This is a genomic window from Butyrivibrio proteoclasticus B316, from assembly GCF_000145035.1.
GTDB lineage: Bacteria > Bacillota > Clostridia > Lachnospirales > Lachnospiraceae > Butyrivibrio > Butyrivibrio proteoclasticus.
Genome location: NC_014387.1, coordinates 980,618 through 996,471, shown reverse-complemented (window position 1 = coordinate 996,471; position 15,854 = coordinate 980,618). Strand labels below are relative to the sequence as shown.

17 protein-coding genes are annotated in these 15,854 nt (G+C 41.5%); all 17 read right to left on the bottom strand.

What is annotated here, in order from left to right:
- Positions 1–149: 149 nt before the first annotated feature.
- Positions 150–875, bottom strand: coding sequence for a CpsD/CapB family tyrosine-protein kinase (locus BPR_RS04165; protein WP_013280209.1), 726 nt, complete (start codon positions 873–875; stop codon positions 150–152).
- Positions 862–1,704 (bottom strand): tyrosine-protein phosphatase, encoded by an 843-nt coding sequence (locus BPR_RS04160; protein WP_013280208.1) that lies wholly within the window; start codon positions 1,702–1,704, stop codon positions 862–864. Before BPR_RS04160 ends, BPR_RS04165 begins: the two co-directional genes overlap by 14 nt.
- Positions 1,697–2,377: a hypothetical protein gene (locus BPR_RS04155; RefSeq protein WP_013280207.1), complete on the bottom strand. Its 681-nt coding sequence runs from the start codon at positions 2,375–2,377 to the stop codon at positions 1,697–1,699. Before BPR_RS04155 ends, BPR_RS04160 begins: the two co-directional genes overlap by 8 nt.
- A 68-nt stretch (positions 2,378–2,445) precedes the next feature.
- The gene (locus BPR_RS04150) at positions 2,446–3,393 is read right to left on the bottom strand and encodes an LCP family protein (protein ID WP_052301793.1); all 948 of its coding nucleotides are present in this window, start codon (positions 3,391–3,393) and stop codon (positions 2,446–2,448) included.
- Positions 3,394–3,465: 72 nt separating this feature from the next.
- Positions 3,466–4,356, bottom strand: coding sequence for a class B sortase (locus tag BPR_RS04145; RefSeq protein WP_013280205.1), 891 nt, complete (start codon positions 4,354–4,356; stop codon positions 3,466–3,468).
- Entirely contained in the window at positions 4,356–5,111 is a 756-nt protein-coding gene (locus BPR_RS04140; protein ID WP_013280204.1) for a YveK family protein, read from the bottom strand. The genes BPR_RS04145 and BPR_RS04140 overlap by 1 nt, the downstream gene beginning before the upstream one ends.
- A 441-nt stretch (positions 5,112–5,552) precedes the next feature.
- Complete coding sequence (locus BPR_RS04135; RefSeq protein ID WP_013280203.1) at positions 5,553–7,730, bottom strand: ATP-binding cassette domain-containing protein; 2,178 nt, start codon at positions 7,728–7,730, stop codon at positions 5,553–5,555.
- Positions 7,731–7,810: 80 nt separating this feature from the next.
- Positions 7,811–9,988, bottom strand: coding sequence for an NHLP family bacteriocin export ABC transporter peptidase/permease/ATPase subunit (locus BPR_RS04130; protein WP_042256515.1), 2,178 nt, complete (start codon positions 9,986–9,988; stop codon positions 7,811–7,813).
- Between the two features lie 19 nt (positions 9,989–10,007).
- On the bottom strand, positions 10,008–10,424 hold the full coding sequence (locus BPR_RS04125; protein ID WP_013280201.1) for a hypothetical protein: 417 nt from the start codon (positions 10,422–10,424) through the stop codon (positions 10,008–10,010).
- 10 nt (positions 10,425–10,434) lie between these two features.
- Positions 10,435–11,058, bottom strand: coding sequence for a hypothetical protein (locus BPR_RS04120; RefSeq protein WP_026663169.1), 624 nt, complete (start codon positions 11,056–11,058; stop codon positions 10,435–10,437).
- A 39-nt stretch (positions 11,059–11,097) separates the two neighbouring features.
- Positions 11,098–11,397: an STAS domain-containing protein gene (locus BPR_RS04115; protein ID WP_013280199.1), complete on the bottom strand. Its 300-nt coding sequence runs from the start codon at positions 11,395–11,397 to the stop codon at positions 11,098–11,100.
- Positions 11,398–11,555: 158 nt separating this feature from the next.
- Positions 11,556–11,903 carry a hypothetical protein gene (locus BPR_RS04110; protein ID WP_013280198.1) on the bottom strand — a complete coding sequence of 116 codons (348 nt, stop codon included), beginning with the start codon at positions 11,901–11,903 and terminating at the stop codon, positions 11,556–11,558.
- A 57-nt stretch (positions 11,904–11,960) separates the two neighbouring features.
- Positions 11,961–12,437, bottom strand: coding sequence for a hypothetical protein (locus BPR_RS04105; RefSeq protein WP_013280197.1), 477 nt, complete (start codon positions 12,435–12,437; stop codon positions 11,961–11,963).
- A 22-nt stretch (positions 12,438–12,459) separates the two neighbouring features.
- Entirely contained in the window at positions 12,460–12,864 is a 405-nt protein-coding gene (locus tag BPR_RS04100; RefSeq protein WP_042256512.1) for an ATP-binding protein, read from the bottom strand.
- Between the two features lie 76 nt (positions 12,865–12,940).
- The gene (locus BPR_RS04095; protein ID WP_026663165.1) at positions 12,941–13,138 is read right to left on the bottom strand and encodes a hypothetical protein; all 198 of its coding nucleotides are present in this window, start codon (positions 13,136–13,138) and stop codon (positions 12,941–12,943) included.
- A 27-nt stretch (positions 13,139–13,165) separates the two neighbouring features.
- On the bottom strand, positions 13,166–13,396 hold the full coding sequence (locus BPR_RS04090) for a hypothetical protein (RefSeq protein ID WP_013280194.1): 231 nt from the start codon (positions 13,394–13,396) through the stop codon (positions 13,166–13,168).
- Between the two features lie 276 nt (positions 13,397–13,672).
- Entirely contained in the window at positions 13,673–15,784 is a 2,112-nt protein-coding gene (locus BPR_RS19615) for a SpoIIE family protein phosphatase (RefSeq protein WP_013280193.1), read from the bottom strand.
- Between the last annotated feature and the right edge of the window lie 70 nt (positions 15,785–15,854).

The following is a 15,854-nucleotide window of genomic DNA, read 5'->3' as shown; positions in this document are numbered from 1 at the left end:
CTATGTTTTTCCGTTTATCTTTTACACCAATAGTTCTTATCAATATCGATTTTTGAGCACACAAAACTCAACATACATAAAATGTACGTTATAAAGTAAGTTTATTCATTTAACTTTATTTGGATAAATTCTATAGAATAATCACCAATTTACTGTTCGCTATGTCCATACCCGTATCCGTAGCCATAACCATATCCATAACCATAGCCACGCTTATAGTATCCATAGCTTTTGTTAGACTTATCAACTTTATTAAGAACAACGCCTAGTATTCTGGATCCTGATGTAGCAAGCTTATCTCTAACTTTCTGAACAAGCCTGTAGTCGGCATTGCCTGCTTCCACTACAAGGATTGATCCATCAACCATAGCTCCAATGATTGCTGCATCACCGACTGATGCAAGAGGAGGTGTATCGATTATTATGATGTCATACTCATCACGGAGTTTTTTTAGTGTATCTTTAAATTTGTCTGATGCCACAAGCTCTGTAGGGCTGTTGCTTACAGGGCCTGCAGGAATCAAATCAAAGTGTATATCATCTTCTTTATCGACGTTTCTGTAAATGATATTCTCAAGTTTGCACTGACCTGTGAGGAAATGTGTAAGTCCATATTTAGGCTTACCTTCTACAACTCTGCTGTTGAAGATTGATTTTCTAAGGTCACAGTCAATATAAAGAGCTTTCTTACCAAGTTCAGCAAAGGACCTTACAGTCTCAAGAGCAATTGTGCTCTTTCCTTCATTGGGGGTACAGCTTGTAAACAGAATTGTTTTTAGATTCTCTCCGCTAAAGCTGATACCTGTTCTCAGATTCTTGATTTCCTCTGCCATAGCAAAAGGAAGTTCTTTTTTCTCAAGCTTAATTTCTAACATTTACAAATAACTCCTTACAATTGCCTACTTCATCACCATAGATAAGCGAAAGTGCCTTTTCTCGCATCAGCTCATCTGCAGCTTTTATGCCATATTTCTTTTTAATAAATGCATAACATTTTTTTATTTCAGGCAGGCGATCTTTCAGATTATGACAATCTGATGAAACCAAATCTGCCATATTATGTTTGACAAGTCCCTGGGCAACAATTGCCTCTTTGGTCCTCGTTCCTGATAAAAGTGACTCGCAATTTACCTGAACAAAAGCTCGCTGCTCTTTCATCCTGTAAACAATCGTAGGTCTATCCTGCACAGCAGGACAACGCTCAGCATGAGCTATTATAGGCGTAAGTCCTGCCTGCGAAGCTTTCTGGATAAATATTTCAAATTCACTATCTTGCATCCTGTTAGAAGAAAACTCTAATAGAATGCATTTATGTCTGCCAAAAGGTCTTATTTCATCCCTTGGAACATATTTCTTGCCATCGAATGTAATCTCTTCATCGCCTCTTACATATCCGCCCAGTAATGCCATAAATCTATTATCGCAGTAATACTCACGGCTGAGGATGAGTTCCATATCACTCATATCTGTTGTCTTAAGCCAGCTCTTTAATTCCTCGAAATGTCTCGATGCCTTACTGATTGGTGATTCAAACATTCCATTTCTAAGGTGAACTGTCATGACCAGAAAGCGAACTCCCTGAGAGTACTCCTCCCTGATAAGTTCCTGAGCTTCCTCATAATCTTCAGCCCCATCGTCCACGAATGGAACAATGTGGCTGTGAAGATCTGCAAGTCCGACGACGGGCTTATGAAAATCAATCATGTAAATATTTCTTCTGAAGTCCAATTGCAGACATTGCAACGACTCCGGCTCCAGCGATAATAATGAGCCAGAAATTATCTCCTGTTCTTGGAGATGTCTTTCTGTTTGCACCGAGAACTGAACCATTAAGAGTATTCTTCTTAGCTACAATAGCTACAGGAGAAAGTGATGAAAACGCACCAACAATCTTTCCTTCAACTACTGTTCCAGGAACAATCTCCCATCCGTTCTTGCCATAGTGAAGTACATAAACTTCAGACTTAGCTGTAATAGCCGGGAAACTAAATGAGACATAAAGAGGACTCTGAGCAGAAATTGTAACTCCTGCCTGTGGAGTAACCTCCATAGAATCAAGAATAGCAAGCTCGCTTGCTTTAACCTGTGTGTGTGTATAATCACTTATAAGCTTGGCAAAAATCTCAAGGTTAGAAAGTGCAGCCAGAGCGTTAGGATCTGTGATCTCTCCTAATGTAACACCCTGTGTATTTGTAGTTGCTGACCTTCTTGCACCGAGGACCTGAGGATCAAGGTTGATTGCCTCTTCCACGCTACGTCCTGTTCCTCCAAGCTCTGTTGTTGTTGTTCTGCTGACTGCCTGTGCATCTACTGAGAAGATCACATTAGCCATCAGTACTACTGCTATTGCAGCACTTACTAAAACATTTTTCCTCATACTTTTCCTCTCCCTGTAAGTTAAAATCTTGTTGTCCTTACTATTTGATACAAAGTTAAAACATAGGCTTAAGACCTGATATAAAACAGGTCCAATATAAGCTCTGTTAACTTGTCATCATCTACATAAAATTCGTCGTGGATTCCGCTCTCCACATTCTCTCCCGGAAGGTTTAAGACTTCTCCGGAATAGTCATAATGAGTCATGTGATCGACGCTGTCTGCATCGATATCCTCATAGAGATAATCTCCTGCAGCCTCCTCCATTGTCTCTACAATGGAACTGCCCTGACTCTTGATCGTCTGGAACATAGCCAGCATGAACTGGGTCTGTCTGGACATTCTGGAAATATTACTGCCTCTTACTTCCACATCTCTGTTGTGGACAAAGGCCTTAGCAGTCGCTCCATCCAAGTGGATGGTCTTGCCTGCCTTATATGATGGATCAATATCTGTTTCATCAGACTGTAATGTCAGTTCCACACCGCCTATGGAGTCAACTATTGGTTCAATGCCATCCATAGTAAGTGAGATCACACTGCCTATCCTCTTTCTGCCGAGGAGGTCAGATACCTTATCTCTTGTGAGGTTGCTGGCTTTCTGCGGTGTATTGCCGTATGCATACTGCATTGTCAGCTGTTCAACACCCTGGGCAAGATAATTTCCATCATTGTCATATATATCAACATCCACCATGGTATCTCTATTGATCTCAAGTGGTGTGATAAGCTGTTTGTCATTGTCTATTACAAAGAGTATGATGGTATCACTTCTACCGCCCTCTGTAATTCCAACGCCTTCTCTCTCCTGACTGCTACTGTCAATCCCGAGGAATAAAACTGTATCTATATGAGAATTAGCTTCATATCTGTTGTCACCATATAGAATGCTCCCATCAAAGCTATCTCTCTCGTAAGGTCTGCTGGCACCTGCTACAGTTGCTTCATCAGCAGAACTACCCTCCATTCGTTTGACCGCTTCGGCGTTCTTATTATTGGCAATAGTCTCACCAGTCATATACGCCACCAGTAAAACGATAAACAAAAGGGGTATAAACTTTACTAACGATCTCCTGTTCTTCATATCTGGTTAAACATCTGCTCCGTCGATTTGTTTGAGAACGCCAACAACAATAAATCTCTTGTCACGCAGTTTCTTGTCACAGGTACTTAGGGTAATAACCTTGTTAGCATCAGTTACCTTCTCATCACTTAGTACAATACTCCTCTTCTTGACAATATCTGTACTCAAAGACTTGATGAAGGCCGTTCTGTCTGCCTTCTTGGTATCATCGAAGTAATAAGGTATATATTTATCACTGTACATGACCGCAGCAAAAATCTTATAGGTCATTACATGATCAGCAGTAGTAACCGTTATCTCTCTATGCTCATCAAGGAACTTTTTATTTTCAAATTTATGAAGTCCGGCAAACATTGAGCCATCATTCATATTGTGACCATAAACAACTGTGTTGTAATCCTGAAATGTCTTGGAATCACAAACCTCTATAAATGGGCATCCGTGGGAAGATTTCATTCCCTCAGGGCCATGCTTAAGATAATAACTGTCATCTGTTGGATGCTGACAAATAGGATAATCAATAACTGTTCCCGGAACCGTTACCCAGGCTACTATATCCGGATTAGCCTTCTGAAGTGCCTGGATATCTACAGGTAGTTTCCCGCTCTGCGTAGTTGTGGCTGCTCCTGTTGTCCCATTACCAGCTACATTATTGTTAGTAGCTGTTTCTGCAGAAACATTATTAGCAGTTCCACTTGAAGTCTTAGTCACAGTGCCTGTAGAAGCCTTGGCAACTGTCGCTGAATCATTCTCAGCATTGCTATGGGCAACAACAGACAGCTCATTCATCTCTTCAGAACTGTTCCTGGAATCTGTATACAGATAACTTCCAACTCCGGCAGAAACAGCCAAAGTAATAACTAGTAAACTTAAAAGAAATTTCCTTACGTTGTTCATTATTTTTTCTTCTTGGCCTTTTTCTTCTTGGTTGATTTGGACTCATGTCCCTCTGAAATGCTCTTCTCGAATGGAACGGATGCAAGAGTTCCAAGCCCGAGATACTTCCTGACGTCATCCTCGCTTCTGATTGACATATCGCTATAGTACATAACAAGGATTACTGCTATTGCAAGTAAAACTCCTACCATTCCACCCATCATTGTGTTCTTGCTCTTGCTAGGACTAATAGGTCTGATTGCAGGTACAGCCTGTTCAACAGATGAAGGCTTGGTAGTATCTGTAACTTCTGCAACTCTCGCCGCAAGATTCTCAGCAAGGCTATTAGCTATATCACAGGCGAGCTGCGGGTCCTGATTCTTGACTGCTATCTTGATGATTCTGGAATCAGTTGGATTCTCAACAGAAATTGTGCTAAGAAGTGATTCATAGCTTGTATCAAGCTGCAGATCAGATATAACCTTCTCAAGAACAGGTCTGCTCTTACCCAGAATTTCAAAATCTACGGTAAGCTGTTTACCAATCTGAAGATCTATCGCTGATGTAACAGTAGTTGTCTTCGAAAAAATGTAAATCATTGATGATGACTGGTATAAAGGTTTAATCAAAAACATCGTGTATAATAATGCAATTGTTGCACCGACCAGTCCGCATGAAATAATTATCCAAATCTTACGTCTGAGAACGAAAAAAAGTTCAGCAAGATCAATCTCGTCATCCTCTTGAACTGCGCTAATTGAGTTGAATTCAGTCATAAAAAAACTCTCCAATACAAAATTTCATCAGAGATATGATAATATGAAATTATCTATTAAACAAGTATTTATTTATAGAATTTTTATTTATTTTTTATAGTTATTTTCTTTTTGCCGTATTATTATTAACGTTCCATTATTAATATATCCGTGTTAACGCACTTATTTTGCCGTCTTGCCGTCTTTTTATCCATTTATAAATATTCATTTAACACAATTTCAATTAATGCAATCGTTAAACCACGCATATTTATCGCATTCTTTCATTTTATGCGCAAAAAAAGAGCTGTATATTAATTTCAATTGACTAACAAACAGCTCTTTCACATATTTTATTCAAAAATTTCCGACAAATTGATAAAAAATTCGACACTTTAGATTGCTTATCACATACTGATCAACATTTAAATTGTGTGCAATCTATTGTCTGCATTCTTATACCTACAGTTGCTGCCTCTTAACAAGCTCGGCAAAGTACCCCTCTTTTTCCATAAGTTCCTCGTACCTACCCTCTTCCACAATCTTACCATCATCAATTACAAGAATCCTGTCGCAGTTCTTAATAGTAGAAAGTCTGTGCGCAATAACTATCCTGGTGCACTTAAGTTTATCCAGTGACTCTGAAACCTTCTTTTGCGTGATATTATCAAGTGCACTTGTGGCTTCATCCAGCATCAGGATCTTAGGCTTTGGAGCGACAGCTCTCGCGATCATGATTCTCTGCTTCTGTCCGCCAGAGATTCCGCCCTGTCCTTCTGACACAAAGGTATTCATTCCCATAGGCATCTGGCGAATGTCATCGGCAATTCCCGCAATCTCAGCGGCTTCCCAGGCATCATCCACTGTCAGGAGCGGATTAGTTATTACTATATTAGAATAAATATCTCCCTGAAAAAGAGATCCGTTCTGGGTGACAGTTCCTATTTTCCTGCGAAGGCTGGTCATATCTATCTTGGTGATATCCCTGCCATCATAGTAAATAGCGCCCTTTGTCGGCACTTCGAACCCCAGAAGGAGTCTTAGGAGCGTACTCTTACCGCATCCCGTTTTACCGACAATTGCCACATATTCCCCAGCTTTGATCCTGGTCGATACTCCTCTTAGAATCTCCGGGCCGTTTTCATCATATTTGAACCTGACGTTAGACAGCTCAATATTACCGTTAACTCTGTTTATTACAGCTTTCCCCTCGCTGGATTCCGGAATTTCAGTAAGGATTGGCTCTGCCAGTTTGAGGATTGGTCTGATGTTGGCAGTCTGAAGCGCAACCGATGATATAGAAGCAAAGGCGCCTCCCAAAAGGCCGTAGGCTGTATTAAAGGCCATGTACTCAGACTCATTGACATTTGTTTTAACAGCTATCGCATAGATTATCAGGGTTCCGACAAGGCCAATTGCCATATTGATAGTCTTATTTAGTTTGATAACTGTAGGCGGGCTATAGAGAAGGTTTGCGCTTTCGTTAAAAGAGTTTGCCCATTTCGCAAAAGCTCTTTTCTCTGCTCCGGCAAGCTTGATTTTCTGGATACCATTGATAAAAGCATAGGTTATACCGTCTTCTTCCGCATCATACTGCATAACCTTCTGGGTAATTCCGGTCTGTATAAATATTGTGATCAAAGAAAAAATAAGAGAGATCACATTTATCGCAAGCGCCGGTAAAACCAATGCAGGGGCAAAAGACCTGATCTCAAACAGATACGCAAGGGACAGCACCAGGACAAGTGGCATTGTTACAGCGTTTCCTATTATAAGTTCGCACAGCTCCTTGACTGAATTGATCCTTGCCGCAAGTTCTCCCGAGGTATACTTTCTAAAGAACCCGGCAGGGAGATTTAAAACCCTGTTCATCACCGCTGCTTCTACATTTATTCCTGTCTTGAGTTCAATCCTCTCCATAATAAGTTCAGCGCTGGCTTCGATCATAAACTCCGAAATTCCCAGTGAAAAGAGGAAAATAGCCGTTCCAAACAGCATAGGATAGCTGTGCATGGAAACCACATATCCGGACACGATTTCTACAAGAGAAGTCGCCATAATTCCTATAATAGTAACAATTGACATCAGGATTACATAGCCGATGAAATCCGGAATATCCAGACAGTTCTTCATATAAATAATAAGGTCGCGTATTCCAAGCTTCTTGGTCGGGAGAGGCTTATAAAAGCATATAGCCTGTGGATCAATATCCTCCAGCACCTTTCTGCTCACATTGACTCTTTTGCCAAGCTTATAATCCTGATAATAGTAGCCCTTAGATTTCCCAGGTAAAAGAGCTATGACAGTGCCGTCGGATCTGAGCTTGCCGATCATTGGACCATAAGCTTCCTTAGTCCACTCCTCATCCAGAGTGACTTCTCTGAACATTATTCCAAATGGGCGCAGAATATTTGCCAGATCTATATCTTCTCCAAGCTGATTAAAGGAGTCAGTTTCCGGCTTATATCCAAAGTATTTAATTATCTCTTCGATGGCAGCCTTGGTCACAACGCGGCTATCAGTAATGTCCTTGACGGCTTTGACACCAATAACAGAGGAAGCCATATTAAATATGGAATCCTCAAATACTTCCTGATCGCTCTTTGTTCTCTGCCTTATCTGCTCGTCAAACCAACCCACTACTCTGTTTCCTCTATTAATATATTACTGTTGCGCAACACTCACTTGTATCAATGATCACATTTCAGATTCTCAATAATTTATTCGTTAGTTACCAGTTCTTTATAGTACGTGCCCTTCTCCAGAAGCTCCTCATGTGTTCCCTGCTCAGCAATTTCTCCGTCTCTGAGCACTACGATATTGTCGCAGTCTCTGATAGTCGAGAGTCTGTGGGCGATTACAACGCAGGTAATTCCGCGCTTTTTGATAGCTTCGATGACTTTCATTTCTGTCACCGCATCCAATGCGCTTGTTGCTTCATCCAGAATAATTATGGAAGGATCCTGAGCAAGGACTCTTGCTATCTCAAGGCGCTGCTTTTGTCCGCCGGAGAAATTATTTCCGTTTTCTGCAACAGCTCCCTTGTAGCCTGCATCTCTTTCCATGATTTCATCGTGAATGCCCGCATCTCTGGCCGCAAGTATAACTTCAAAATCCTCGATGCTGTTATCCCACAGCTTGATATTCTGATCTATAGTATCCTGGAAAAGAGTTATATCCTGATCAACTACAGCTACGGAGCCGGTAAAAACATTTCTGTCTATCTGCTCGATAGTCTTATCACTAAAGGTTATTTCTCCGCTCCATGGCTTATATAAGCCTGATATGAGTTTGGAAAGAGTGCTCTTTCCGCAGCCCGAAGCCCCGATTATGGCTACTTTACTGCCCTCTGCAATATCGAGACTAAAGTCTTTGATTACCGGATTGGCAAGCCTGCTATATCCAAATGTAACGTTTCTTAGGTGGATATCCCCTTTAAGCTTCTGATACTCCTGGTCATCCGAAATGCTCTCTGCATCGAAAAGTTCATCATCCGGATACTGCATTACATCTTCGTATCTCTCCATCATGGAGCGCATCTCTTCTATAGACTGCCCCGCTCCTATGATACCCATGGCCGGCGCGGTAAAATAGCTCAGATACATCTGGAAACTCAAAACCATACCAAGTGTGAACTGATCCCTCATTACAAGGGCAACACCAAGTATAAGCACCATGTAGCCGGCGAGGGAATTTATAAGTGCCGGAATACTTCCAAGCCATATATTGATATGCCCGTATTCAATCTTTTCTTTATTAACTGCTGCCTGATAGCCCGCCCACTTCTTGAAAAAGCCGGCTTCCGCACCGGAGCTCTTAATTGTCTCTATCATCATTACTCCCGAAAGAGTTGTAGATTCGAGTTTGGCTGAATCTCTGAGACTGCAGCGGGTAATGTTGACTCTTTTTCTGGAAATAAGCCTTCCGACAAAGCTGTTCAGAACAATCGAGGCAATACCTATGAGTGATAATAAGGGGCTGTACCTTAGCATGAACACCAAATAGAAGATCATCATGACAAAATTCAGAAGGAGGGGAGCCACAGTATCTACAAGTATCTTGGATATCTGTGAGCCCTTTCTCTGCAATATGTCTCCGGATAATCTCTGGCTAAAGAAATTCATAGGAAGATGCAGTACCTTCCAGACATAGTTGCTGTTAGAAAGAACTGACAGCTTACCATCGATCCTGAGAGAATATATATCAGATACTGCGCTGCTCACAATGTTAAAAAAAGCAACAGCCGAGAACAGCACAATAAACGGCATAAGTAGTTCCTTATTTTCTCCGGACAGGAGTCTGTCCATAAAGAACCTGCTAAATGCCGGATTTAGCGTATTAAAAAGATATGCAACAAAAGTGGAAAAAAGGACAAAGATAACTGCTTTAGACGCACCCTTTAACCTGATATTAACGTAGTCTATGGTGCGCATTTTTTTGCCGCTCTGAACGAAATTATCACCGGGCTCAAAGCACAGGACTATTCCTGTAAAGCCTTCGTCAAACTCGCTCATGGGCATTTTAAGAATTCCCCTTCCGGGGTCATTTATATAGGCATAACCACCCTGAAATCCGCATAAAACAACGAAATGGTTGAATTCCCAGTGAATTATGCATGGAAAAGAGCCACTTTTAACCAGTGTCTCAGGTTCAAAGCGGTACCCACTTGCCTCAAGGCCATAGTTTCTTGCGGCACATAATATATTTTTGGCATTAGAGCCGTCTCTGGATACCCCGCAGTCGTATCTGACCTTTTCAAGGGGTATCCACTTTCCGTAGTAAGCAAGTATCATGTCAAGGCAGGCTGCTCCGCATTCCAGAGCTTCCATCTGCATTACAATAGGGACATGAACTCTTTTACCAACAGAAGGCTTCTTTACAGTTCTATTGGCGCCCATAAACGCCACCTCAGTTTCCTTAGTTAAAGAGCATACTTATCATCCTGGTCTGTTTATAACTGGCTTTGGCAGCGTAGTCTCCATCAGGAAAATCAGTTTTGGAAACAGATATGATCTTGCCGTTATCATCTTTTCCTATAGAATCTATCGGCATGCGCACTCCGCCAATGATAACATCCATATCATCTTTGACATACTGAGCTGTACTGTTCTCTTCGTAGGTAACTGTCAAAATGCCGTTTCTGACCACGCCATCGCCATAGGCATAGCTATTAATGGTCATGAAATAGCTCCAGATATAGAGTCCGATCACTCCTACCATTATCCCTATCAGGATCACCCACATGGCAGGTGTTGTAACCCGAAGGTACTCACTCAGATTCTCAGGTGAGGACAACTTTTTGACGCTCTTTTCTCTAAAAAGATTATTATCCATAAATTTTTAATCATTCACCGGTCAAAGCCGCAGTAATAGTAAGCTCTACCTGATCCATCTTGACTCCGACTACAACGTCCTTGGCAACACTTGCAACAATAGACTTCTCAAGCTCATCCCAGGCGTGTCCTGCCGCATCATCATCTACTCTTGCTTCATCAAGAGCATCCCTGTACTGGTCAAGACTCCATACAAACATTGAATCTGAAGGATTTCCGCCAAGTGCAGCGTAATCAACATATCCGCCGCCATAAACCTGCTGCAGCTTCATGATATTCTCGTAATTGAGGATTCCGTTTTCAATGATCTCACCAATCTTACCCATAAAGCCCTTGGCAAGCGCATTTTCGCCGGTCTTGGAAACTGACAGAAGCTCTTTTTTCTTATCCACATCCATATCAGTCTTGGCTACAAGCTTGATCTCGCAGGCGTCAGGCTTTTTCTCCATCCATAAAAGAGCATGGTACTCACCTGTCATTGCTCCCAGCATTCCAAGCGTCTCCTCCATGATAAGTCTCATGTGAAGTGTATCCTTCCTGCCAAGTTCGAAATCTTCCAGATAGTTATCAATCTTTCCAAGTGCATCATAGAGCTTGAAATTCTTGTTAGTGATCAGTATTTTCTCAGATTCCATTTCTATCATCTCCCCGCATCATTTTCTCATAAGAACTGTTTATTCGATGGTCAGAATATCTGAGAAGCCTGTAACCTCAAAGATTTCCTTAACTTCTTCTGTTGCGTTTCTGACAACCATTGAGCCCTGCTTGTTCATAGTCTTCTGAGCTGACAAAAGAACACGAAGACCTGCAGATGAGATGTACTCAAGCTTAGCAAGATCAAAAACAAGATTTTCAACGCCGCCAAGGCTTGCTGAAAGCTGTGCCTCAAGATCAGGCGCTGTCATAGTATCAAGTCTTCCCTCAAGACTGATGTTAAGATCCTTTTCTGCTAAAGTTTTGTTAATGTTCAACATGTGTTTTACCCTCCTGTTACACAATTTATGCTGTTAAAAAATATATATTATTCCCGCCAAGATGATTCTTCTTGGGATTAATACCATCACAACCAGACTTATCATCAAGTTTTCATCGAATTCCTGCAGTATTTCCTATTATTCCGTACTAATAGTATTTATTCTGCTCCATATTCCTCAGGATAAGGTTCTATCCCAAAGGCATATCTGACCTGTTTTTCTATATCTTCATCGCTGAGTTTAGAGGAAAAAGCATCAATATCTTCCATAACTCCAACGTTTGCAAACTTCTCATTATCGATGCAGCTGATAACTATATAAGGTTCGTCCTGATCTTCAAACTCCATCGTTCCTGTTCTGTAGTAATTCCCATCATATAAAAAAGCTCTTCTATCGCCAAACTTGTCGCGATTTTTTTCATTTATATCAAGGGCCTTTGCTCCGTATTTTTCAAAAATGGATTCGACGTAATCAAGCCTCTTCTCAATACTTTTATTATCCTCCATATCGGTTTTCCTCTGTAATCCTATATCTTCTACCTTATATTTTCTGCCCTCTGGTATCTAGTTTCCCTCTTCAATCTTTCTGATGCGCTCTGCTTCCTCCAATACCTTGTCAGTCCAGTGTTCATCGGGTTCGCATATCCTGAGCACCCTGAAACCATATCTTTTACCGTTTTCTATGATCGCATCCTCATCATCAATGTGAAGGGATATGCGGTAGAATGTCGGCATCTTCTGTGGAAGCATATCTGCTCTGTTTCCCTGAACTTCCGCCTTATGTCTGTAGCCGTTTACAATGTCATCAAAATGAATTCCGTATCTTCTGAAAAGTGATCTGATGTACACATCTGTGCGAAAAGAGGATGTATAAACCCACACTTCAAAGCCTCTCTTTTGAAGCTCATTTATCAGATATACTGTTCCTTTCCTGAGCCTTTCCGGAAACATCCTGTTCAAGGGAAATCTCAGTTCAGGCTCTGTTTCCATATAGTCAGGGCTGACAAACAGAACCTCGTCCAGATCAAAAGAGATCTTCATGGCTACACCTCAAATCAATCACTTAGATTTTCTTGATCAGAGTCAGAATGTTCTTACCGTCCTCGTATCTGTACTTAACATCATCCATACTCTTCTTGACCATAAAGATTCCAAGACCGCCTATTCCTCTTTCCTCAGCGGAAAGTGTAATATCCGGATCTTCCTTGGCGAGTGGATCATAAGGTGTTCCGCTGTCCATAAAAACTATGGAAACCTGGCCAGGTGTATCAGTATCAAGAAGTATCTCTGCCTGACCTGACGCATCACCATAGGCATAACTTGCAATGTTAATATAGATTTCTTCTACAGCAACATTTATCTGCATCATAGCCTTCATGGGACAATCTATTTTCTCAAGATTAGTCTCCACAAATTCGTTGACCGCGATCAGATTTTCTTTAGTTGCTTCAACAGTAAGTTTTTCCATAATGCTCCCTGATTTGTGACGCATGAAAACGCGTAAAGACACTTGCAGCCCTTTGCTGCAAGTGTCGATAAACTCATCATATCTGCGACATTTCGCCGCATTTCTTACACTTACCTCTCGAACCGGAGTAAACTATAAATGTTGTTGTCTTTTTGCAAATCGGACAATATGCTTCTGTTGTCCTCTCTCCCGTTGTCTGATCACTTTTGCCTTTGCCGCCACCGGTTATGTTTTCAAGTTCATTATCATTCATAGCCATAGCCCTCTCATCCATTGGCATCACCTCGCTTACCCAAAAACTTTATTTGATCTTAGCAAGGAAGCTGATTGCTGATGTGGAATAATCCGTACTCTCCCAATCATCATAGAGCTCTGCTCTCATGTTGCCGGTATAGCCCTTTTTCTCCATCTTAAGAGCATCCCATGCAGCCTCGAATTCTTCCTTTTTGGTAGCAAACACAGCCTTTTCACCGGCATGTGCTATAGTTCCGCCAACCACCTTCTCAAGATCATTATCGTTTAAAATGCTCATGTCTTTTGTCCTCCTGTATTCCCTGGATATCTTTTTATACGAAGATCTTAAGTTTGTGGCAAAAGAAATTTATCTATCCACAATTATCATAATGATATACGAATTGCTCCATGATAAGTATGCAAGCAAAATGCGCATTTATGACTATTGGCTTCCTTATCATTATAATGTATATTTGTCAGTCAATTTCTTAAATTATTATAATTTTTTATACACCTATATCAGAATGGAAAAGATATTCCAATTACTCACAGACATAATTCTCTAAGAATTACATTATTTATATTCAAAGCACAGCATTGTCATGTCATCAAACTGCTCCGCGTCGCCTACAAAGTCTGCAACTGCATCCTTAACATTCTGAAGCAGTTTTTCAGGTCCTGCAGACGCATCCTTATTAAGTGCCTGTAGCATGCGCTCTGTGCCAAACATCTTAACTTCGCTGTTAGTTGCCTCCGGCACGCCATCAGTATATAAGAAGATCTTATCTCCATGCTCAAGTTTGATGTTGTATTCTTTGTACTTGACTCCATCCATTCCGCCTATTACAAAGCCGTGCTTGTCCTTATAAATTTCAAAACAGCCGTCAGCTCTTTTTATAGCAGGGTACTCATGTCCTGCGTTGGCACAGCTAAGATTGCCCGTTGAAATCTCCAGAATTCCAAACCAGACAGTTACGAACATTTCAGTCTGATTACTGGAAGAAAGCGCATCATTAGTCTTATTGAGCGTCTCAGCAGCTGATGTTCCCAGCATCGCACAGCTCTGCAGAATAACCTTGGAGATCATCATGAAAAGAGCTGCCGGAATACCTTTACCTGATACATCTGCCATAACAAGCCCCAAGTGGTCATCATCTATCAGGAAGAAATCATAGAAGTCACCACCGACCTCCTTGGCAGGATCCATCAGTGCATAAATATCGAACTCTTTTCTGTCAGGGAAAGGCGGAAACTCGTGAGGCAGCATACTCGCCTGAATACGGGTTGCAAGTCCCAGCTCAACTCCGATCCTCTCTTTTTCAGCAGTAGCCTTCTGAATGTCGTCAATATAGGTCTTCATTCTGTCAGTCATCTGCTTGAAAGTCGTAGCAAGCTCCTGAACTTCATCGCCTGTATCCTCATTCCACTCAAAATCCAGCTGATCTCCTTCAAGGTCATGGACCTTGCTAGTAAGAAGCGTTATCGGTCTTACAAAACGCTCACTCAGAAAGCTGGACAAGATGACAGTAATGATTCCCATTGCTACTATAAGTGTCAGCATGTTAAAAAGAGCTGTCCTGATAATGCTGAGTATCGCTGTATGTTCTTCATCCTGACTGTCTCTGATCGAAGTCATCAGGTTTTCATTGGGTGCAAGCACTGTCTTTTCTGGAATTATTGATACAAGTGACCATCCAACAATTTCTACCGGAGAATAAGCAAGATAACAGGTAACTCCATCGATATCCAAAAGTTCCAGTCCGCTCTCTCCGCTGGCTGCCTTGGCTGCAAAAGAAGCTACATCTTTATCCTTATCCTCTATAAGAAGTGACTGCGGCTCTAATTGTCCTTCTTTTCTAGAGGAAAAGATAACTTTTCCCTTGCCGTTGATAATGCAGGAATCACCTTCATCACCTATTCTTGCATTCATCATCATTTTCTCAATGCCTTCAAGGTATAGTCCTGCCCCGGCAACTCCTACAAAGGTTTTCCCTTTATAAATCGGAGCTCCGCACATTATGGCCTGTCTGCCTGTGTCATAGTCATTCTGAATATCTGTAAAGCTTACCTTCTGGGTCATTCTGGCCTTGCGGTACCAGGGGCGCTGTCTTGGGTCCAGATGAACATAATTGCCATTGCTGTCCCATCTTTCCTGGAGTACAGGGCCTGCCAGGAGCAATATTCCGGTTTCAGTGCCAATATAAGAAGCCCCCAGCTGATTGTACTGACCATACATGGCAGTAAGATTTCCCTGAAGATTTCCGATCATAGCCAGTTCTTTTCTAATATCCACGTCATTGGGATTTACACCTTCCGCATAGACGAACTGGGCTTTCATCTGTCCAATTTCAAACTTCTCAGGTCTTGTGACCCTTGCATTTCCATATTTTTCGGGATTTGTGTAGATATCGGTTGCAGCTTCTGCATTCAGAGCCACTGATCCGGCGAAATCGCTGAACATTTCATTTAGAATATAGGCACATCCTAGCGCTGTTGCACTAAGACGTCCCGTAATCTGATCGCGCATAGCCTTGTCAGAGTACTCTTCCACCTGTTTTCCGGTCTTCTCGGAATTTCGTAGTGTGATATCCCTGACATTAGTCATCATCTGCACGGTAAAGAATCCAAATAGTATCAAAAGAATTGAAGATATGACCAGCATGATCTTCATGATTTTTTTCTTCATCAAATAGTTTCCCCTCACAACTAATTTGAAAAAAAGTGTATTCTTAATAATTTTACCGAAAATATGGGAT

Coding starts and splice junctions, on each gene's coding strand:
- BPR_RS04165 (WP_013280209.1), bottom strand. CDS start 875: ATGTTAGAAATTAAGCTTGAGAAAAAAGAACTTCCTTTTGCTATGGCA.
- BPR_RS04160 (WP_013280208.1), bottom strand. CDS start 1,704: ATGATTGATTTTCATAAGCCCGTCGTCGGACTTGCAGATCTTCACAGC.
- BPR_RS04155 (WP_013280207.1), bottom strand. CDS start 2,377: ATGAGGAAAAATGTTTTAGTAAGTGCTGCAATAGCAGTAGTACTGATG.
- BPR_RS04150 (WP_052301793.1), bottom strand. CDS start 3,393: ATGACTGGTGAGACTATTGCCAATAATAAGAACGCCGAAGCGGTCAAA.
- BPR_RS04145 (WP_013280205.1), bottom strand. CDS start 4,356: ATGAACAACGTAAGGAAATTTCTTTTAAGTTTACTAGTTATTACTTTG.
- BPR_RS04140 (WP_013280204.1), bottom strand. CDS start 5,111: ATGACTGAATTCAACTCAATTAGCGCAGTTCAAGAGGATGACGAGATT.
- BPR_RS04130 (WP_042256515.1), bottom strand. CDS start 9,988: ATGGGCGCCAATAGAACTGTAAAGAAGCCTTCTGTTGGTAAAAGAGTT.
- BPR_RS04125 (WP_013280201.1), bottom strand. CDS start 10,424: ATGGATAATAATCTTTTTAGAGAAAAGAGCGTCAAAAAGTTGTCCTCA.
- BPR_RS04120 (WP_026663169.1), bottom strand. CDS start 11,058: ATGGAATCTGAGAAAATACTGATCACTAACAAGAATTTCAAGCTCTAT.
- BPR_RS04115 (WP_013280199.1), bottom strand. CDS start 11,397: ATGTTGAACATTAACAAAACTTTAGCAGAAAAGGATCTTAACATCAGT.
- BPR_RS04110 (WP_013280198.1), bottom strand. CDS start 11,903: ATGGAGGATAATAAAAGTATTGAGAAGAGGCTTGATTACGTCGAATCC.
- BPR_RS04105 (WP_013280197.1), bottom strand. CDS start 12,437: ATGAAGATCTCTTTTGATCTGGACGAGGTTCTGTTTGTCAGCCCTGAC.
- BPR_RS04100 (WP_042256512.1), bottom strand. CDS start 12,864: ATGGAAAAACTTACTGTTGAAGCAACTAAAGAAAATCTGATCGCGGTC.
- BPR_RS04095 (WP_026663165.1), bottom strand. CDS start 13,138: ATGGATGAGAGGGCTATGGCTATGAATGATAATGAACTTGAAAACATA.
- BPR_RS04090 (WP_013280194.1), bottom strand. CDS start 13,396: ATGAGCATTTTAAACGATAATGATCTTGAGAAGGTGGTTGGCGGAACT.
- BPR_RS19615 (WP_013280193.1), bottom strand. CDS start 15,784: ATGAAGAAAAAAATCATGAAGATCATGCTGGTCATATCTTCAATTCTT.